The sequence below is a fragment of the Actinoallomurus sp. NPDC052274 genome (assembly GCF_040679475.1).
Taxonomy (GTDB): Bacteria; Actinomycetota; Actinomycetes; order Streptosporangiales; family Streptosporangiaceae; genus Actinoallomurus; species Actinoallomurus liliacearum.
On the sequence record NZ_JBFAUT010000028.1, the window covers coordinates 76,473 to 95,519 of the forward strand.

Sequence of the window (19,047 nt, forward strand, 5' to 3'; positions counted from 1 at the left end):
GACATGTCCTTGGTGGCGGCCTTGGTTGTCACCCGACAATCTTAGAAGACGTCACGGGCGGGTAACGAAACCGCATCCCGCCTGCCAGGTCAACCCGGGTGCGCCCAACGGCCGAACCTGCGCCCCACCAAGAGATAGGCGATCATCGCGCCCGCCGTGTTGAGGATGACGTCGTCCACGTCGAAGCTGCGCCCCGTGATCAACAGGCCCTGGACCGCCTCGATCGCCAGCGAGATCAGGGCCGCCGCCAGGGTCAGCCGGATGACGCCGCGGAAGCGGTCGAACAGGACGGGCAGCAGGACGCCCAGGGGCATCAGGAGCGCCAGGTTGCCGCCGATCTCGAGGACGGCCTCCTTGATGCTCGGGCGGTCGAGGTAGAACCGCAGGGTGGCCCCCGGGTGCGGGTTGTCGTGCACCTGACCGCTGGCTCCGGGCACCGGGCGCAGCGTCAGCCGGGCGAGCGCGACGGCGAAGACCACCGCCACCGCCAGCGCGAGCAGGATCCACAGCCACCGGATGACTCGTGTGATGAAAGGCCGGGAGACCTGCTCCGTACCGTGCCGCTTCGCGACCGACTGCATGTGCGCCTTCCCTGACTCGGGGCCACTGTTGGGGACTGCGCACCGATACCCGCCAGTCGCCCGGATATGCGCCCGACCGGGCACGCGGATGCCACGCGCCGTACGATGGTTCGTTCACCGAACTCGTGGTCGGTCCGGCCGGCCCACGGCGAACGGAGGACGGGATGATCCTCGACGAACTGCCCGTGCCGATCGTGCTGGCCCCACTGGCCGGAGGGCCGTCCACCCCGGAACTCACCGCGGCGGTCAGCGAGGCCGGTGGGCTGGGATTCCTCGCCGCGGGTTATCTCACGACCGAGTCCCTGCGCACCCGGCTCGACGAGACGCGAGCCCGCACCCGGCGGCCCATCGGGGTGAACCTCTTCGTCCCCGGCCGCCCGGCGGCCCCCGAGACCGTCGCGCGGTACGCCGCCGGCCTCGCCGAGGAGGCGGCGCGCGCGGGCGCCGGTCTCGGCGAGCCCCGGTTCGAGGACGATGAGTGGGCGGCCAAGCTCGACCTGCTCGCCGCCGCGCCCGTCCCGGTCGTGTCGTTCACCTTCGGCTGCCCGCCCGCCGACGTCGTCGAGCGGCTGCGCCGCGCGGGCAGCGAGGTCTGGGTGACCGTGACGCGGGAGGAGGAGGCCGTCCAGGCGGTGGACGCGGGCGCCGACGCACTCGTCGTCCAGGGCGCGGAGGCGGGCGGGCACCGGGCCTCCTTCGTCGACGACCCCGCCGACCGCGGCGAGGGGATCGGGCTGCTGTCCCTGCTGCAGCTCCTGCGGCACGCCGTCGACGTGCCGCTGGTGGCGAGCGGCGGCATCGCCACCGGCGCCGGGGTCGCGGCCGCACTGGCCGCCGGGGCCTCGGCCGCCCAGCTCGGCACCGCGTTCCTGCGCTGCCCGGAGGCGGGCACTCCCCTGGTGCACCGGCAGGCCCTGGCCTCCGCGACCCCGACCGCGATGACGCGGGCGTTCACCGGGCGCCTCGCACGCGGCATCCGCAACGGGTTCCTCGACCGGCACAGCGACGACGCGCCGGTCGCCTACCCCGAGGTCCACCACGTCACCGCGCCGCTGCGGCAGGCCGCGCGCGCCGCCGGCGACCCGGACCTGGTGAACCTGTGGGCCGGCCAGGCGCACGCCCTCGCCCGGGAGGTCCCCGCGGGCGAGCTCGTCGGCCTGCTCGCCGCGGAGACCGACGCGGCGCTGCGGGCCGCCGCCGCCCGCCTGCGGCGCCCGTAGCGCGGCTGCGGGCGGGGCCCCGGCCCTGGCCGACGGCCGCCCGGCCCGGACCGGCCGCCTGGTGGCTCTCACCTCGGTCGTCCACAGGCGGCGGATTCCGGGCGCGGGGAGGGAACGGTTCGCCGTAGGGTTGCGGAATGGCCTTTTCCGAACCGATGAGCGAGGCGTCCGAGGTCCTGCGACGGGTCTTCGGCTACGAGGAGTTCCGGGAGGGCCAGCAGGAGATCATCGAGCACGTCGTCGCCGGCGGGGACGCGCTGGTGCTCATGCCGACCGGCGGCGGCAAGTCGCTGTGCTACCAGATCCCCGCGCTCGTGCGGAAGGGCGTCGGCGTCGTCGTCTCACCGCTCATCGCCCTGATGCAGGACCAGGTCGACGCGCTGCGCGCCCTCGGCGTGCGCGCGTGGTTCCTCAACTCGACCCAGGACCCGGACGAGCGGCGCACGGTCGAGGCGGCGTTCGCGGCGGGCGAGCTTGACCTGCTCTATTTGGCGCCGGAGCGCCTGCGCCTGGAGTCGACGCTGCGGCTGTTCGACCGGGCCGACATCTCGGTGTTCGCGATCGACGAGGCGCACTGCGTCGCGCAGTGGGGGCACGACTTCCGGCCGGACTACCTGGCGCTGTCGGTGCTGCACGAGCGCCGGCCCGACGTGCCCAGGATCGCGCTGACCGCCACCGCCACTCCGGCCACGCACCAGGAGATCACGGCGCGGCTGAGCCTGGCGGACGCCCGCCACTTCGTGGCCAGCTTCGACCGGCCGAACATCCAGTACCGCATCGTGCCGAAGCGGGAGCCGAAACGGCAGGTGCTGGAGTTCCTGCGCACCGAGCACCCGGGCGATGCCGGCATCGTCTACTGCCTCTCCCGCGCGTCGGTGGAGAAGATCGCCGCCTTCCTCGTGGAGAACGGCGTGACCGCGCTGCCGTACCACGCGGGCCTCGACCCGGCCACCCGCGCGGCGAACCAGGCGCGCTTCCTGCGCGAGGACGGCGTCGTCATGGTCGCCACGATCGCGTTCGGCATGGGCATCGACAAGCCCGACGTGCGCTTCGTCGCCCACCTCGACCTGCCCAAGTCCGTCGAGGGCTACTACCAGGAGACCGGCCGCGCCGGGCGCGACGGCCTGCCGTCCACGGCCTGGATGGCGTACGGCCTGCAGGACGTGGTCCAGCAGCGCAAGCTCATCGACTCTTCCGAGGGGGACGCCGCGCACCGGCGCCGGCTCGCCGCCCACCTCGACGCGATGCTCGCCCTGTGCGAGACCGTCGAGTGCCGCCGGGTCCGGCTGCTCGCCTACTTCGGGCAGGAGGGCACCGCGTGCGGCAACTGTGACGCCTGCCTGTCGCCGCCGGAGTCGTGGGACGGCACGGTCGCCGCGCAGAAGGTCCTGTCGACCGTCCTGCGGCTGCTCCGCGAGCGGCGCCAGAAGTTCGGCGCGGGGCACATCGTCGACATCCTGCTCGGCAAGAGGACACCGAAGATCATCCAGAACGACCACGACACGCTGACGGTGTTCGGCGTCGGCACGGACCTGAGCGACGCCGAGTGGCGCGGCGTCGTCCGGCAGCTCCTGGCCCAGGGACTGCTGGCCGTGGAGGGCGACTACGGCACGCTCGTGCTCACCGACGCCAGCGCGACCGTGCTGCGCGGGGAGCGGCAGGTCCCCATGCGCCGCGACCCGGCGCGTACCGCGCCCAAGGCGGCGAAGGCCGCCAAGGCCGGCCGCGCGGCGGCCGTCGAGCTGCCCGAGGAGGCCCTCCCGGTCTTCGAGCGGCTGCGCGCCTGGCGCGCGGCCACCGCCAAGGAGCAGGGGGTGCCCGCGTACGTCATCTTCCACGACGCGACGCTGCGCGAGATCGCCACCCGCGTTCCGGGGTCCCTCGCCGAGCTGTCCTCCGTCAACGGGGTCGGCGAGAGCAAGCTGGCCAAGTACGGACAGCAGATCCTCGACTCCCTCGCCGCGCCCCAGGACTGAGCGCGGGCGGCGTCCGCCGGGCCGGCCGCCCAGGCGGGGTACCGCACGGCGGTTCCGGCCGGGTCGGCGCCGCCGCAGGTGAGTCGGTCGACGATGGCGGCGCGGAGCCGCGGGATCAGTCGAGTGCTTCTTGCGCCTGTCCGAGCGGTGGACGACGGGCGGCGCGGCCCGCCGTACGGGCGCTGAACGCCCAGGTGGCGAGTGCGCACAGCGCGAGTGCCGCGCCGAGGACGGTGGGGCCGATCCAGCCGGCGGCGCCGAACAGGGCCGTGGTCGCGGCGGCTCCCAGGGCGGAACCGAGGGAGTAGAAGACCATGTAGGCGCCGATGGTGGTGCTGGTGCGGTCGGGGTAGGCGGCGGTGAGCGTGTGCTGGTTGCTCACGTGCACGGCCTGAACGGCGAAGTCGAGCAGGATCACGCCGATGATCAGCAGCGGCAGCGACCACGGGAGCTGCCCGATCGCGGCCCAGGAGGCGACCAGGAGCGCGAGGGCGATGCCGGTGACCCGGCGCGCGTGCCCGGCGTCGCCCCAGCGTCCGGACCGGGCGGCACCGAGGGCTCCGGCCAGCCCGGCGACGCCGAAGAGCCCGATCCGCGCCTCGCTGAGGTGCCACGGCGCACCGGCCAGCGGCAGGGCCATGCCGCTCCACAGCGTGCCGAACGAGGCGAACAGGAGGAACGCGATCAGCCCTCGGCTGAGGAACACCGGCTGGGCGAACAGCCCGCCGAAGGACCGGAGGACCTGCCCGTACCGTGCCGTGTCCGGGCGGACGTCCGCGGGCAGCAGGGTGAGGGTGAGCAGCGCGAGGACGGCGGCGAGGACCGCCAGGGCCAGGTAGACGCTCCGCCATCCCCACAGGTCCGCGAGGACTCCGGCGATGACGCGCGCGCCGAGGATGCCGACCACCACGCCCGAGGTCACGATGCCGAGGTTGCGTCCGCGCTCGGCGGGCGGGGAGATCGACGCCGTGTACGCGACGGTGGTCTGCACCACCACCGCGAACACGCCCGCCGCGGCCAGTCCGGAGAAGGCCGCCCAGGCGACCGGGGCGGCCGCGGTGATCGCCGTTCCCGCGGCCACCAGGGCGAGGTGGGCGGCGATCAAGCGCCTGCGGTCGAGCATGTCGCCCAACGGCACCAGCAGCACCAGTCCCGCCAGATAGCCGAGCTGGCCGGCGGCCACGAACCAGCCGAGCGAGTCGACCGGAACGCCCAGGTCACGCCCCATCGGGCCCAGCACCGGCTGCCCGGCGTAGACGCTCGCCACCGCGACCCCGCACACCACCGCCAGCAGCAGCCTCATCCTCCCGTTCACGGACCCACCTCCGATTGGTTTCAAATTGCAACTGATCGGAGAGTAGGCGAGAATGGTTTCATTACGCAACTCATTGGAGGGGTGATGGCACGCGACGACACCGACGGACAGAGCCCCGCGTGGACGGACCCGAACTGCCCGGTCGCCCGCACGGTCGACCTGGTCGGCGACCGGTGGAGCCTGCTCATCATCCGCGACGCGATGGACGGCGCCCGCTCGTTCACCGACTTCCAGCAGCGCACCGGCATCGCCCGCAACATCCTCACCGACCGGCTCCGCAAGCTCACCGCCCACGGCCTGCTCGCCCAGGTGGACGCCCCCTCGGGCAGACGCAGGCTGTACACGCTCACCGAGGCGGGCAAGGACCTCTTCCCCGTGATCGTCACGCTGCGACAGTGGGGCGAACGCCACGCCTTCCAGGCGGGCGAGACGCACTCGGTCCTGGTCGACGGCGACGGCGCCCGCGTACCCGACCTCCTGCCCGTGGCGGCGAACGGATCGCCGCTGACCAGCGATACGACCTCGGTGCGACGGCAGACCTGATCTCCGCGCCGGCACGGCCGCGGCGACGACCGTCGCCGGCGCGGAGCCCGCCGGCGTCCCGGTTTGCGGTGTCCGCGATCGGGCAGGTCAGCGGCACGAATGCCCCCAGGTGAGTCATGTCACCACGGATCGCGGTCAACGGTTCGCCTCATCACGGTACTTTTGAACTGACCAGTCAGTTCAAAAACAGGCGAGACGACCGTGACAGCGAACGCTCAACCCGAAGGCACCGCGACGCCGGAGCCGGTGGACGACCCGCGCGCCCTGACCGGACCGCCGGCCTCAGAGCCCTCCGACGCATCGACGCCGACGGCAGAGCCGTCCGACGTGCCCGGAACGCCGTCCGGCGGACCCGAGGCGCCCGGCGGACCCCGGTCGCCCGTTCCCCTCGTCGCCGCCCGTGGGCTGGCGCTGCGCGGCGCCCGCGGCTGGGCGTACCGTGACGTCGACCTCGCACTGCCCGAGGGCGGCCTGGCCGTCGTGTCCGGAGAGGCCGGGAGCGGGCGGACGTCACTGCTGCTCACCCTGGCCGGCCGGATGCGGCCGACGTCCGGAGAGGTGACGGTCGCCGGGCGGTCGGCCCCGGCGGCGATCCAGCGCGTGGCCGCGATCGGGGAGACGGAAGGCGTCAACGAGCTCGACGACGCGCTGACCGTCGCAGAGCACGTCTTCGAGCGCCGGCACCTGCGCGCCGGGCTCCTCCCCCGCCGCCGGGCGAAGCGGTCCGACGAGGTCGCCGCCGCGCTCGCCCCGGTCGGCCTGGACGTGGATCCCGACACGCCGACCGGCGACCTCGGTCCCCGCGACCGGCACCTGCTCGGCGCCGCCCTCGCCCTGCTGGACCGGCCGCGGCTCCTCGTCCTCGACGACGTCGACCGCGGCATGCGCGGTGACCACCAGCGGGAGATGTGGGCCTGCCTGCGCGCCCTCACGCGGCAGGCCGAGGTGACGATCATCGCGAGCTGTGTCGACGGCGCTGCCGCGGCCGACCTCGCCGACGTGGAGGTCGCGCTGTGAGGCTCCCCACTCTGTCACTGTCCGGGCTGGAGCTCCGCCGCTTCGCCCGGGCCCGGCTCACCCGCCTCGCGATCGTCGCGCTGGTGATGCTGCCCCTCTTGTACGCCGGGCTGTACCTGTGGTCGTTCTGGGATCCGTACGGCAAGATCTCCCGGCTGCCGGTGGCCCTCGTGGTCGACGACCGGCCGGCCACCGCCGGCGGTGCGACGGTGCACGCCGGGCAGGACCTGGCCGACGAGCTGAAGCGGCGCGAGGTGTTCGACTGGCACGAGGTCGACGACCGTACGGCCGCCGACGGCGTGGCGAACGGCCGGTACTACATGTCGTTGACGATCCCCGCCGACTTCAGCGCGAGCCTCGCGTCGCCGCGGGACCAGGAGAACGCGCCGCGGCCGGGCGCCCTCCAGGTCCACCTGAACGACGCCAACAGCTACATCGCGAGCGTCATCGCCAACGCGGCGTTCAACGAGATCAAGACCGCCGCCGCGGCCGGGGCCGTACACGACTACTTCGACCAGATCTTCGTCTCGTTCGGGCAACTGCACGACAAGCTCCAGCAGGCCGCGAACGGCGCGGACAGGCTGGCCCGGGGCATCGACCAGGCCGAGAGCGGCGCCGCCCAGCTCAGGAAGGGCATCGGCACGGCGAAGAACGGCACCGGTGAGCTCGTCAGTGGGCTCGCGACCGCCAAGAGCGGCGCCGACCGGCTGGTCGCCGGCCTGGCCGAGCTGAACGCCGGCGCCGCGAAACTGCAGTCGGGCAGCGCCCAGGTGGCCGCCGGGACCCAGCGGCTCACGACCATGTTCGACCAGGTCACGGACAAGCTCCTGCCCGTGTTGAACGGGCATCCCCAGGACATCGAGAACGCGGCCCTGCTCGTCTCCCGTGGCGCCGACGCCGCCGCGACCGCCCTCGACGCCCTCCCGAACCAGACCGCCCAGGCCGTACGCCAGGCCGCGGCGGCCCGCAAGACGATCTGCGCGCTGGCCGCGACCCATCCGGAGGCGGCGTCCGCCTGTTCCGCGGCCACGACGGTGCTGACGACCGCTCGGCAGGTCAACACCCAGGTACGGGCGCACACCGGCGAGCTGCGGCGGGTGGCCGCCCAGGCCCGGCGGCTCGCAGCCGACGCCCGGCGGCTCGCGGCGGACGCCCCGCACCTGGCCGGAAAGGTGCAGCAGGCCCGGCGCGACGTCCACCGCCTGAACAGCGGCGCCCACCAGGTCGCCGCCGGCCTGGTCACCCTGCATCGGGGCATCGGCACCGCCTACAGCGGCGAGGTCGAACTGTCGCAGGGGCTCGCCCGGCTGCGGTCCGGCGCCACTCGGCTCGACGCGGGGCTCGGCCGGCTCTACACCGGCGCCCGGCAACTGGAGTCCGGGCTGAGCCAGGCGTCCACCGGGGCGCACCGGCTCGCCAAGGGCCTGCATGAGGGCGCCGGGCAGGTCCCCGACTACACCAAGGACCAGCGGAACCAGCGTTCCGGGGTGATGAGCGACCCCGTACGGCTGGCGACGGCCAAGTCGAACCCGGCCCCGGACTACGGCACCGGTTTCGCCCCGTTCTTCGTCCCCCTCGCCCTGTGGGTCGGCGCGATGTTCGTCTACATGGTGCTGCGTCCGCTGAACCCCCGGGCGCTCGCGGCGGCCGCGCCCGCCCGGCGGGTGGCGTTCGCGGGGTGGTTCCCGGCGGTGCTGGTCGGCGTCCTGCAGGTCGCCGTCCTCTTGCTCGTGCTGAAGTTCGCCCTGGGGCTGACGGCCGCGCGGTGGGCGGGGCTGATCGCTCTCCTCGTGCTCACCGCCGCCTCGTTCATGGCCGTGGTGCAGCTGATCTACGGCAAGTTCGGGCCGGTCGGACGGGTGATCGCGCTGGTGCTCCTGATGCTGCAGCTGACCTCGTCGGCGGGGACGTACCCGATCCAGACCAGTCCGGCGTTCTTCCAGGTCCTGCACCCCATCCTGCCGATGGGCTGGGTGGTCACCGCGCTGCGGCATCTGATCAGTGGCGGGCCGCTCACCTCGGTATGGGAATGTTGTGCGGTGCTGCTGGCCTACCTGGCCGGCGCCCTGGCGCTGACCATGCTCACCGTGCGACGCGAACGCGTGTGGACGCTGAAGCGCCTGCACCCGGTGCTGAAGCTGTAGGGAGACCATGCCCACCCGACGGGAACGCACGCGGCAACGCCTGTACGAGGCCGCCGTCGAGTTGATCGCCGAGCACGGCTACTCCGCGACGACCGTGGACCAGATCGCCGAACGGGCCGGCGTCGCCAAGGGCACCGTCTACTACAACTTCGCGGGCAAGGCGGCGCTGTTCGGCGAGCTGCTGGAGTACGGCGTGGACCGGCTCGCGGAGGCGCTGCGCACCGCGGCCGAAGGGCGCGCGCCGCTCGACGCGCTCGACGCCGTGGTCGGCGCGGAGCTCGCCTTCATCGGGGAGTACGAGGCGTTCGCCCGGCTCCTGCTGGCCGAGACCTGGCGGGCCGGCGGCGACTGGCAGAACGCCGCCCGGCTCATCCGCGAACGCGCCATCGGGGTGATCGCCGACGTGCTGCGCGCCGCCGTCGCGAACGGGGACCTGCGCGCGGACCTGGACGTCGGCATGGCGGCCTCGGCGGTGTTCGGGATGGTGCTGACCGTGGCCCTGGACTGGCGCACCCTGCAGCCGGCGCGGCCGCTCACCGACGTGCACGCGACACTGGTCGACCTGCTCCGCGGCCGCATCGCGGGCCCGGCGGCCTGAACCGGACCTGACCCGCGCGGGCCGCCCTGAGCCGGGCATGACGCGAGGGCCGGACCGCGCCCCGGATGAAGCCCTGTGGCCCGGCCGGAGCCGGAATGGAGGCCTGCGGCCCGGCCGGAGCCGGAATGGAGGCCTGCGGCCCGGCCGGAGCCGGGATGGAGGCCTGCGGCCCGGCGACCTGAGCCGGGCATGACGCACGCGGGCCGGCCGACAATGGAGCGCACGCCGCGCTTCTGCAGCTCGGCGATGGTCCGGTCGCGCTGCGGAACGCGCACGGGGTAGTAGAGCGGCGCCACGCCGTCCGGCAGGCCGCGGAAGCGAGGGGGGCACACGTCGGGCAGGGAGTTGAGCAGGATCGCGTAGTTGCGGCGGCGGTGCCGGCGGATGGCCTCACCGTCGGCGCCGTGTACGGCCCACTCGGTCATCCGGGAGGACTTGGAGGCGGCGACCTCCAGGTCGGCGACCTCGAGGTTCCACTCGCCGATGACGACCTCGGTGAGCGTGCCCTCCTCGACCGCCTGCTCGGCCTTGCTGACCTTGCGGAAGACCTTCGTGGCGGGGGCCCGCAGCACGCCGGCGCGCGACTGGGCCGCCCATCCCATGCTCTGGGACGCCATCGACCGGGCCATGCGCTTCCACGGCGGACGGCCCTGGGCCTCGATGTGACCGCCCCGGATCAGCACGGCGCCGCCGTCGGGGACGCCCAGGGACTTGCGCGGGCAGAAGATCGCCGCGGCGCCGCGCGAGCCGATGGCGGCCCCGCCGTCGTAGGAGAAGAGGGCGTGCGCGGCGTCCTCGATCACCAGCGTCCCCGGCGGCAGCGGCGGCATCGGGAAGCCGTAGTAGGAGATGAGGTAGGTCGCGTGGCACTGCTGCGACACGCGGAACAGGTCCTCGTGGTCCGCCTCGAGCGTGGGGAGCACCCGGTAGAACATGACCTCGATGCCCGCCAGCCGGGCGGCCTCGACCTCTGATCCGCAGTGGTAGGCGGGCATGGCCAGCCGGTGCCCCGGTCCGAGGCCGAGGGCCTTCAGCGCCAGCCAGATCGCGCCGCGCCCGAGGTGGGTCAGCGTCAGCCCGTCCGAGTTGAACGGGAACTGCATAGACCGCCGGGTGACCAGCGTCGCCGGCTCCAGCGGTGGATAAACGCTCATCAACGGGTCGCTCATAGGTCCCCTACCCTACTGTCCGCCTCCGAGGAGAACACCGGTTCGCCCGTCCGCCCGAAACTTCGCCGCGGCGGGAGACGTCGTACCTCGTACGAGGCGGTGAGCAGGGATGAGGAGAGGTGAAGCGTTGGACACGGCATCGATCGGCGGCGTCTGGCACGAGGTCATGGGCACGCAGCCGCACCCGTCGTGGTGGCTGGTCTGCGCGACCGGGGCGGCGGCGCTCGTGGCGGTGTCGGTCCGCTCGGTGTGGCACGTGCTGCGCAACGTCGTGACCATCGCGCACGAGGGCGGCCACGCCTTCGCGGCCCTGGTCACCGGGCGGCAGTTGCGGGGCATCCGCCTGCACTCCGACACCTCGGGCGTCACGGTGTCGCGCGGCAAGCCGTACGGGTTCGGCATGATCGTCACCGCGTTCGCCGGGTACGTGACACCGCCGTTGCTGGGCCTGTGCGCGGCGGGTCTGCTGGCCCTCGGGCACATCACGGCCCTGCTGTGGGCGAGCATCGTCCTGCTCGCCGCGATCCTCCTCATGATCCGCAACGCGTACGGCGTGCTGTCGGTGGTCACGACCGGCGCGGTCGTCTTCGTCGTGTCGTGGTACGGCTCGGCCGCCGTGCAGGCGGCCTTCGCCTACGCGTTCACGTGGTTCCTGCTGTTCGCGGGGACGCGGCCCGTTGTGGAGCTGCAGAGCAAGCGCTCCAGGGGCCGCGCACCCGACTCCGACGCCGACCAGCTCGCCCGCCTGACCGGCATGCCCGGCCTGTTGTGGGTGTGCGGCTTCGCCCTGGTCGCCGTCGCCGCGCTGCTGGCCGGCGGGTCCTGGCTGCTGCACGACGTGGTGCCGCAGCTGCCGAGCTGGTGAACGACTAGTGCTTGGTGATGGGAGCACCCGTGTCGGCGCCGACGACGTACCACGGCGCGCCGAACGAGGTGACGCCCTGACCCTTCGTGTCGCCGGGCGAGGTGTCCTTCGAGTAGTAGTACAGCGGCCAGCCGTTGTAGACGACCTGTTTGGTCCCGTCGGACCGGGTCGTCGTCGACAGCATGGACGACTTCACGCCGGGTCCCGCGCTGGGCGACGCGCCGGGCGCCCCGGTCGCGGTCCCGCCGGGCGAACCACCGGGCGACGCGCCGGGCGAACCACCGGGCGAACCGCCGGGCGACGCGCCGGGTGAACCGGTGGACATGCCACCGCCGCCGACGGCGAACGGCGGCCACTCCTTGGCGCAGGCGCCCTCACAGGCGGACTTGCCGCCCTGACCCTTGTCCTTCTCGAAGGCGTAGAGCGTCCGGCCCGTACCGTCGACCAGAATGGTGCCCAGACTCGTCTTCTTGGCGTTCAGCACCCCGGCGCCGGCGGTCGGCGCCGCTGACTCGGTCGGCGCCGGCGACTCGGTCGGGGCCGCCGTCGCGGCACCCGTCGGGGACGCGGCCGGTGTGGAAGGCTGGGCGTACGGTCCCCCGCCGCCCTGCGATTCCGGTGTGGTCTTGCTGCCCTCGCCGCAGGCCGAGCCGAGCAGGCCCAGTGCCAGCACTCCGGCGGCAATGACTCCGTTACGCATTGTCCGTTCCTTTCCCCCGATGACGTAGGCGGGCACGTACGGACGCACGCCGTGATTCGCCGTCCATCCCCCGCGTCCGCGAGCCGGGAACGTGTTCTCCCGAGGCCGCCCATGTGCCCCGGCAATTCGGTTACCCATCGCGGCGGCCCATGAAGTGGAAACGGTCGACTTCTTTAACAGGCGAGGCGGATGCTTGACCGGGCATGCCGGAAGCGGACACGAAGATGACGGGTTTCAGAAAGACCTCTGCGACGCCGGATCAGCCCGACACCGCGTCGACGCCCCGGCGGAAGAAGTCCAGCGCGGTGGCGCGCTGGTCGTCGGCGGCCATGAGCGCGGCGTACGGGAGTGACGCGCCGCCGAACGCGCCGTCGTTCCAGTACGCGCCCCTCCGTTTCACCCAGGGCGCGACGTAGAGATAGGGCTCCCGATGCTCGGCGTCGCCCGGCGACGTGCCGAACGCGGCCCGCCGGCCGGCGGCCTCGTCCCCGGCGTCGAGGGCGGCGTCGAAGTGCTCCGGCCACAGCTGGACCCGGCTCGGGCCGAGCGCGCGGGCGTCGAAGCGCACCTGTTCGAGCACCGACCAGGCGAAGCCGTACCACGCGCAGAGCGCCTCGGCGGCGGGCGGGCTGATCGTGAGGGGCAGGCCGGGGTCGGCCGGGGTCTGGGGGAGGTAGACGTCCGGCGGCATCCCGAGCGGAACACCGGCCAGGTCGGCGGCGTCACCGAGCGTCTTCGGAGTCTCGGCGACGCCGTCGACGACCAGCCGGCCGTTCTCGACGCGGATCTGCCGGTCGTCGCCGAAGTAGGGCGTGCCGAAGCCGCCGCGGGTGAACCGCAGGCCGATCTTCCCGTTGGCGGCGTGGCGGGCCGCCGCGACGACGTGCTCGGCGAGGGCGTGCAGTGACCGGCGGGTCTCGGCGAACCCGCGGGGCAGCGGGGCGAGGCGGTGCCAGGCCCCCAGCCAGCGGTCCGCGCAGAAGCCCGCCAGCCGGGGCCGCTCCCGGGCGAGGTCGTCCCAGGTGCGGCCGAGCCCGCACACGGGGGTCACGAGCTTGGCGCCGTACGGGCCGGCGAGAGGGTCGTCGGCGTACCACGGCGGTGTCGTCACGGCGGGCGGGGACGGCTCGAGCACCCGGACGTCGTACTCGCCGCCCAGCAGGTCCCATGCCTCCCACCGCGGATTCATCGCCCTCCGTTCAACTGCGGCCCCGGGATCGCGGGGCCGCGTGCGAAGGCCGGGCCGCGACCGCGGCGGGCCGCCCCCAGTTGACCACGGATCCGACCGCGAAGGAACACCGGGGGCGGCCCTGCGGATCTTGACGCAGAGCTTGTTTATTTTTCCTACTGAGAAAGTATATATTCCGGTCCCGGGCCTGCCGTCGCAGGACCGAGCCGTCGTTCCCTCCCGAATGAGAAACCGCCGATGATGCCCAGAGTCTCCGTCCTGCTCACCGCCGCCACCCTCCTGGCCGCCGCGGCGGCCTGCTCGAGCAGTGGCCCGGCCTCCTCCTCAGCCGGATCGGCGTTCGACCCGAAGAGCTGCCAGGGCGGGACGCTGTACATCCTCAACCAGACCTCGGCGACCGACGAGCACTTCGACCCGGCGCGGATCTACACCTCCGGAGGCGGCGCCGTCCCGTCTCTCGTCTTCCGGACCCTGACGACGCGTAAGCGGGTCCCCGGCCAGGCGAGCACGACCGTCGCGCCGGACCTGGCCACCGACACGGGCACACCGAGCGACGACGCGAAGACCTGGACCTACCATCTCCGCGACGGCCTGAAGTTCGAGGACGGCACGCCCATCACCTCGAAGGACGTCAAGTGGGGCGTGGAACGGTCGTTCGCGCCCGAGCTGCCGGGCGGCATCCCCTACCTGCGCGACTGGCTGGTCGGCGGCGCCGACTACAAGGGCCCGTACAAGGGCCAGGAGCTGGACTCGATCCAGACGCCCGACGACAAGACCATTGTCTTCAAGCTGCGCAAGCCCGAGGGCGACTTCCCGTACGTCGCGACGGCCACGCAGTTCACCCCGGTGCCGAAGGCCAAGGACGGCGGCACCGCGTACGAGAGGCACCCGATCTCCAGCGGCCCGTACAAGGTGCGGGCCCACGTGCAGGACAAGAGCCTCACGCTGGTCCGCAACCCCTACTGGTCGCGCACGGTCGACGACCAGCGGCTGGCCTGCCCCGAGCGGATCGAGGCGACGTACGGCCTCAGCGCGGCCGTGATCAACCAGCGGCTCAGCACCAGTGCCGGTAAGGACGCCGACGCGATCACCACCGACACCGACCTCAGCCCGGCCGAGCTGGCCCGCATCTCCAGTGACCCGAACCTGAAGAAGCGCACCGTGCGCGGCCAGTTCGGCTACACGAACTTCATCGCCTTCAACACCAAGGTCAAGCCGTTCGACGACGCCCGCGTGCGGGAGGCGATCGCGTACGCCGTCAACCGCCAGGCGGTGGTCAACGCCGTCGGCGGCAGTTCCCTCGCCAAGCCGGCCACGACCTTCCTCCCCGACCAGGCGGCGTTCGGCTACCAGCCGTACGACGCCTTCCCGGCCGGTCCCACGGGCGACCCCGCCAAGGCCAAGAAGCTGCTGGCTCAGGCGGGGCAGCCGAACCTCACGATCACGCTCGCCCACCGCAACGGCGACTCGCACCAGGACGGTCCGGCGGTCGCCACGGCGGTGCAGGAGGCACTCAAGCAGGCGGGCGTCACCGTGAAGCTGAAGGCCTACGACGAGGCGAGCTACCGGTCGGTGCAGACCAAGCCGGCCACCGAGCCGGGCGTCTTCCTGTCCGGCTGGGGCGCGGACTGGCCGACCGGCGGCCCGTTCCTGGCCCCGATCTTCGACGGCCGGCAGATCCTCAAGGACGGCGGCAACTTCAACTTCGCCCAGTACGACGACGCGAAGGTGAACGCCGAGTTCGACGCGATCAACAAGATCTCCGACCCGCTGCAGGCGCGGCCCCGCTGGGGCGCGCTGGACGCCGAGCTCGGCCGGCAGGCGCTCACGGTGCCGCTGTTCCACCCGATCTACCTGCGGCTGTACGGCAAGAACGTCAAGAACACCTACCTCGACGAGTGGCGCGGCTCGTACGACGTGGCCATGGTCTCGGTGAAGTGAGCGAGCGCAGCGAGCGAACCATGAGCACAGCGCCTCTGGTCACTCCTCCGACGAAGGAGGGCCCGTGAGTGAGCGCAGCGAGCGAACCATGGGCGCAGCGCCTCTGGTCACTCCTCCGACGAAGGAGGGCCCGTGAGCGAGCTCGTGGCGGAGATCGGCGATCCGGGTGTTCCGGCACCCGGATCGCCGACCCGTGCCCGCCAGGTGCTGCGCCGCCTGCGGTCGGACCGGCCCGCGTTGGCCGGCCTGGTCGTCACGGCCGTGCTCGTCCTGGCCGCGGTGTTCGCGCCGCTGCTCGCCGCGATCGAGGGGCAGGACACGACCACCTTCCACACCCAGCTCCTGGACTCCGCGCGCGGCGGCGTGCCGCGCGGCGCGCTGGGCGGCGTCAGCGCGAACCACTGGCTGGGCGTGGAGCCGACCACGGGGCGCGACCTGTTCGCGCGTGCGCTGTACGGCGCGCGGATCTCGTTCACCGTCGCGTTCGGCACGCTCGTCGTTCAGCTGCTGCTCGGCGTGGCGATCGGGCTGGCCGCGGGGTTCGGCGGCCGGGTGGTCGACGCCACGCTGGGCCGGCTGATCGACCTGGCCATCTCGTTCCCGCAGCTGATGTTCGCGATCGCGCTGCTGGCGATCGTGCCGCAGTCGTTCCCCCGCCCGGTGCTCCTCATGCTGGTCATCGGGCTGTTCAACTGGGGCGGCACGGCCCGGCTCACCCGCGGGCAGGTGCTGTCCCTCAAGAGCCGCGACTACGTCGCCGCCGCCCGGCTGTCGGGCGCGGCGCCGGCCCGGATCGCCCTGCGCGAGATCCTGCCCGGCGCGTTGCCGCAGGTCCTCACCTACGCGGCCATCCTGCTGCCGGCGAACATGGTGTCCGAGGCCGGGTTGTCCTTCCTCGGCGTGGGCGTGCACCCGCCGACCTCCTCCTGGGGACAGATGCTGTCGACCGCCACCACCTGGTTCCGCGCCGATCCGATGTACGTGCTCGTCCCGGGCCTGTCGCTGCTGACCGCCGTACTGGCGTTCACGCTGTTCGCGGACGGGCTGCGCGCCGCCCTGGATCCCAAGGCGTCCCTGCGAGGCGGCCGGTGACCCGCTATCTGCTCCGCCGTCTCGGCAGCCTGCTCGTGCTGCTGGTCGTGATGACGGCCATCGTCTACGCCATCTTCTACGCCATCCCCGCCGACCCGGCGGTGCTGGTCTGCGGGAAGGGCTGCGACGGCGGCCAGCTCGCCTCCATCCACCACAAGCTCGGCCTCGACCAGCCGATCACCACCCAGTACTGGCACTTCCTGGAGGGCCTCGTCGTCGGCCGGGACTACAGCTCGGGGCCGGACGTCAGCCACTGCGCCGCGCCGTGCCTGGGCTACTCGTTCCAGACGGACCTGCCGGTGCTCTCGCTGATCGCCCAGCGGCTGCCGGTGTCACTGTCCCTGACCGCGGGCGCCCTGGTGCTCTGGACGGTCACCGGCGTCTCCCTCGGGCTGGTGTCGGCCCTGCGCGAGCGACGGCTGACCGATCGCCTCGTCACCGTCTTCGTCCTCGGCGGTCTCGGCACGCCGGTGTTCGTGAGCGGCCTGCTGCTGCTCATGGTCTTCTGCGGCTGGCTGAAGTGGCTGGACTTCCCGGTGTACGTGCCGCTGACCGAGGATCCGGTGGGCTGGGCGCGGAACCTCATCCTGCCCTGGCTGACGCTGACGATCCTGCAGTCGGCGATCTTCACGCGGCTGACGCGCACCGGCATGCTGGAGACCCTGTCGGAGGACCACATCCGGACCTTCCGCGCCTACGGCCTGCCCGAGCGCCGCGTCATCGGACGGCACGCGCTGCGCGGCGCCCTCACCCCGCTGATCTCGATCAACGCGGTGGAGTTCGGCACGGTCCTGGTGAACGCCATGCTCACCGAGACGCTGTTCGGGCTGCCGGGCATCGGGCAGCTGATCGTCCAGTCGTCGAACAACGTCGACCTGCCGGTGGTGGCCGGCCTGACGCTCACGGCCGGCCTGGCCGTCGTCCTGGCCAACACCGTCGCCGACCTCCTGTACGCGGCGGTCGACCGGAGGGTGGTCCTGTCATGACGGGAGAACGCGGGCGGGACGGCGGGGACGTCGTCCTGTCGGTGCGCGATCTGAGCGTCGAGTTCCCCGCGGGCGACGGCGCGATCCGCGCGGTCGACGGGGTCTCCTTCGACCTGGCCGCCGGTGGCGCGCTCGGCGTGGTCGGCGAGTCGGGGTCCGGCAAGAGCACGACGGCGCTCGCCCTCCTGGGCCTGCACCGGCACACGGAGGCCCGGGTCGGCGGCCGGATCCTCCTCGGCGGCCCGGGCGGCGTGGAGGTCAACGCGCTCGGCGACGAAGAGGTCCGCCGGTTGCGGGGCCGGCGCATCGCGATGGTCTTCCAGGATCCGATGACGGCGCTGGACCCGTACTACCGGATCGGGGACCAGATCGCCGAGGTGTACCGCGCCCACTCGGGCGCCGACCGCCGGACGGCGTGGGCACGCGCGGTCGAGGTGCTCGACCGGGTCGGCATCCCGGACGCGGCGCGGCGGGCGCGGGCCCGCCCGCACGAGTTCTCCGGCGGCATGCGGCAACGCGCCCTCATCGCCATGGCGCTGGCCTGCGAACCGGAGATCCTGGTCGCCGACGAACCGACCAGCGCCCTCGACGTCACCGTGCAGGCCCAGATCCTGGACCTGCTGGACGAGCTCCGCGCCGACACCGGGATGGCGCTGCTGCTCGTCACGCACGACCTCGGCGTCGTGTCGAGATCGGCCGACGAGGTCCTCGTCATGCACCGGGGCCGGGCCGTCGAGCGCGGCCCGGTTCGCGAGGTGCTGCGCGCGCCGGAGCAGCCGTACACCCGGGCACTCCTGGACGCGGTCCCCCGCCTCGACGCCCCCCGGACCGCCCGGCGCGAGCCCGGCGAGCCCCTGCTGACCCTCACGGACCTCACGCGGGAGTTCCGGCGGCCGGGACGCGGTCTGCGACGCGAGGCGACGCGTGCCGTGGACGGGGTCTCGCTCGACGTACGGCGCGGGGAGACCCTCGGCGTCGTCGGGGAGAGCGGGAGCGGCAAGACCACGCTCGTACGGATGATGGTGGGGCTGCTGCCCCCGACCTCGGGCCGGATCCTGTTCGACGGCGAGACCCTCACGGGCCTGCCGGACAGGCGGCTGCGTCCCATCCGGCGCGACATGCAGATGGTCTTCCAGGACCCGGCGTCCTCGCTCAATCCCCGGCGTACCGTCGGCGACGGCATCGCCGACCCGCTCCGGGTCCGCGGGGTGCCCGAGGGCGAGGCCCGCCGGACCGCGCGCGAGCTGATGGAGCGCGTCGGCCTGGATCCGGCGCGGCACGACCGCTACCCGCATGAGTTCTCCGGCGGGCAGTGCCAGCGGATGGGCATCGCCCGGGCGCTGTCCCTGCGGCCCAAGCTGCTCGTCTGCGACGAGGCGGTGTCCGCCCTCGACGTCTCGACACAGGCGCAGATCCTCGAACTGCTCCGCGACGTGCAGGAGGACTACGGCCTGACCATCGTCTTCGTGTCCCACGACCTCGCGGTGATCCGCCAGGTGAGCGACCGGGTGGCGGTGCTGCGGGCGGGCGCGCTGGTGGAGCTCGCCGACGTGGACGGGCTCTACGCGTCTCCCGCGCATGAGTACACCCGCTCGCTGCTCGCGGCGGTGCCCGTCCTGGCCTGACGGGCCGGGAACGCGGACGCCGGCCGCCCGGGTTCTGCAGGTCGCGCTCCTCATCCCGCTCGCCTGGCGGCGGCGCGCGCCGTTCA

16 protein-coding genes and 1 pseudogene are annotated in these 19,047 nt (G+C 73.0%); 12 read left to right on the forward strand and 5 right to left on the reverse strand.

The window, feature by feature from the left end; all coding sequences use genetic code 11:
* Positions 1–89: 89 nt before the first annotated feature.
* Positions 90–581: a VanZ family protein gene (locus tag AB0K82_RS23845; RefSeq protein WP_364400420.1), complete on the reverse strand. Its 492-nt coding sequence runs from the start codon at positions 579–581 to the stop codon at positions 90–92.
* Between the two features lie 164 nt (positions 582–745).
* Between AB0K82_RS23845 and AB0K82_RS23850 the strand changes: the two genes are divergently transcribed.
* Positions 746–1,801, forward strand: a complete 1,056-nt coding sequence (locus tag AB0K82_RS23850; protein WP_364400422.1) for a nitronate monooxygenase — start codon at positions 746–748, stop codon at positions 1,799–1,801.
* A 137-nt stretch (positions 1,802–1,938) separates the two neighbouring features.
* Positions 1,939–3,777 carry a DNA helicase RecQ gene (gene recQ / locus AB0K82_RS23855; protein WP_364400425.1) on the forward strand — a complete coding sequence of 613 codons (1,839 nt, stop codon included), beginning with the start codon at positions 1,939–1,941 and terminating at the stop codon, positions 3,775–3,777.
* A 115-nt stretch (positions 3,778–3,892) separates the two neighbouring features.
* On the opposite strand, the gene AB0K82_RS23860 is transcribed toward recQ, so the two are convergent.
* Positions 3,893–5,092: an MFS transporter gene (locus AB0K82_RS23860; RefSeq protein ID WP_364400428.1), complete on the reverse strand. Its 1,200-nt coding sequence runs from the start codon at positions 5,090–5,092 to the stop codon at positions 3,893–3,895.
* 84 nt (positions 5,093–5,176) lie between these two features.
* Here AB0K82_RS23860 and AB0K82_RS23865 point away from each other — a divergent pair, with 84 nt between their 5' ends.
* From AB0K82_RS23865 to AB0K82_RS23885, 5 genes are all read left to right on the forward strand, one after another.
* The gene (locus tag AB0K82_RS23865; protein WP_364400431.1) at positions 5,177–5,635 is read left to right on the forward strand and encodes a helix-turn-helix domain-containing protein; all 459 of its coding nucleotides are present in this window, start codon (positions 5,177–5,179) and stop codon (positions 5,633–5,635) included.
* Between the two features lie 201 nt (positions 5,636–5,836).
* On the forward strand, positions 5,837–6,652 hold the full coding sequence (locus tag AB0K82_RS23870; RefSeq protein WP_364400434.1) for an ATP-binding cassette domain-containing protein: 816 nt from the start codon (positions 5,837–5,839) through the stop codon (positions 6,650–6,652).
* Positions 6,649–8,796, forward strand: a complete 2,148-nt coding sequence (locus AB0K82_RS23875; RefSeq protein WP_364400437.1) for a YhgE/Pip domain-containing protein — start codon at positions 6,649–6,651, stop codon at positions 8,794–8,796. Before AB0K82_RS23870 ends, AB0K82_RS23875 begins: the two co-directional genes overlap by 4 nt.
* 7 nt (positions 8,797–8,803) lie before the next feature.
* Positions 8,804–9,394: a TetR family transcriptional regulator gene (locus tag AB0K82_RS23880; RefSeq protein WP_364400440.1), complete on the forward strand. Its 591-nt coding sequence runs from the start codon at positions 8,804–8,806 to the stop codon at positions 9,392–9,394.
* Positions 9,395–9,877: 483 nt separating this feature from the next.
* Positions 9,878–10,060 carry a hypothetical protein gene (locus AB0K82_RS23885; RefSeq protein ID WP_364400492.1) on the forward strand — a complete coding sequence of 61 codons (183 nt, stop codon included), beginning with the start codon at positions 9,878–9,880 and terminating at the stop codon, positions 10,058–10,060.
* 47 nt (positions 10,061–10,107) lie between these two features.
* On the opposite strand, the pseudogene AB0K82_RS23890 reads toward AB0K82_RS23885, so the two are convergent.
* Positions 10,108–10,563 (reverse strand): annotated as a pseudogene (locus AB0K82_RS23890) (DegT/DnrJ/EryC1/StrS family aminotransferase); the annotation flags it as partial.
* 166 nt (positions 10,564–10,729) lie between these two features.
* On the opposite strand from AB0K82_RS23890, the gene AB0K82_RS23895 reads away from it, so the two are divergent.
* Positions 10,730–11,428, forward strand: coding sequence for a M50 family metallopeptidase (locus AB0K82_RS23895; RefSeq protein WP_364400487.1), 699 nt, complete (start codon positions 10,730–10,732; stop codon positions 11,426–11,428).
* 4 nt (positions 11,429–11,432) lie between these two features.
* On the opposite strand, the gene AB0K82_RS23900 is transcribed toward AB0K82_RS23895, so the two are convergent.
* Entirely contained in the window at positions 11,433–12,128 is a 696-nt protein-coding gene (locus AB0K82_RS23900; RefSeq protein WP_364400442.1) for a hypothetical protein, read from the reverse strand.
* Positions 12,129–12,387: 259 nt separating this feature from the next.
* Positions 12,388–13,317: a hypothetical protein gene (locus tag AB0K82_RS23905; protein ID WP_364400445.1), complete on the reverse strand. Its 930-nt coding sequence runs from the start codon at positions 13,315–13,317 to the stop codon at positions 12,388–12,390.
* A gap of 237 nt (positions 13,318–13,554) precedes the next feature.
* On the opposite strand from AB0K82_RS23905, the gene AB0K82_RS23910 reads away from it, so the two are divergent.
* The 4 genes from AB0K82_RS23910 to AB0K82_RS23925 all read left to right on the forward strand — a co-directional run bounded on the left by AB0K82_RS23910 (position 13,555) and on the right by AB0K82_RS23925 (position 18,961).
* Complete coding sequence (locus AB0K82_RS23910) at positions 13,555–15,258, forward strand: ABC transporter substrate-binding protein (protein ID WP_364400447.1); 1,704 nt, start codon at positions 13,555–13,557, stop codon at positions 15,256–15,258.
* Between the two features lie 132 nt (positions 15,259–15,390).
* The gene (locus AB0K82_RS23915) at positions 15,391–16,350 is read left to right on the forward strand and encodes an ABC transporter permease (RefSeq protein ID WP_364400450.1); all 960 of its coding nucleotides are present in this window, start codon (positions 15,391–15,393) and stop codon (positions 16,348–16,350) included.
* Entirely contained in the window at positions 16,347–17,336 is a 990-nt protein-coding gene (locus tag AB0K82_RS23920) for an ABC transporter permease (protein WP_364400452.1), read from the forward strand. Before AB0K82_RS23915 ends, AB0K82_RS23920 begins: the two co-directional genes overlap by 4 nt.
* A complete protein-coding gene (locus AB0K82_RS23925; protein WP_364400455.1) occupies positions 17,333–18,961 on the forward strand; it encodes an ABC transporter ATP-binding protein in 1,629 nt (542 codons plus the stop codon). Before AB0K82_RS23920 ends, AB0K82_RS23925 begins: the two co-directional genes overlap by 4 nt.
* The last annotated feature ends 86 nt before the right edge of the window (positions 18,962–19,047 follow it).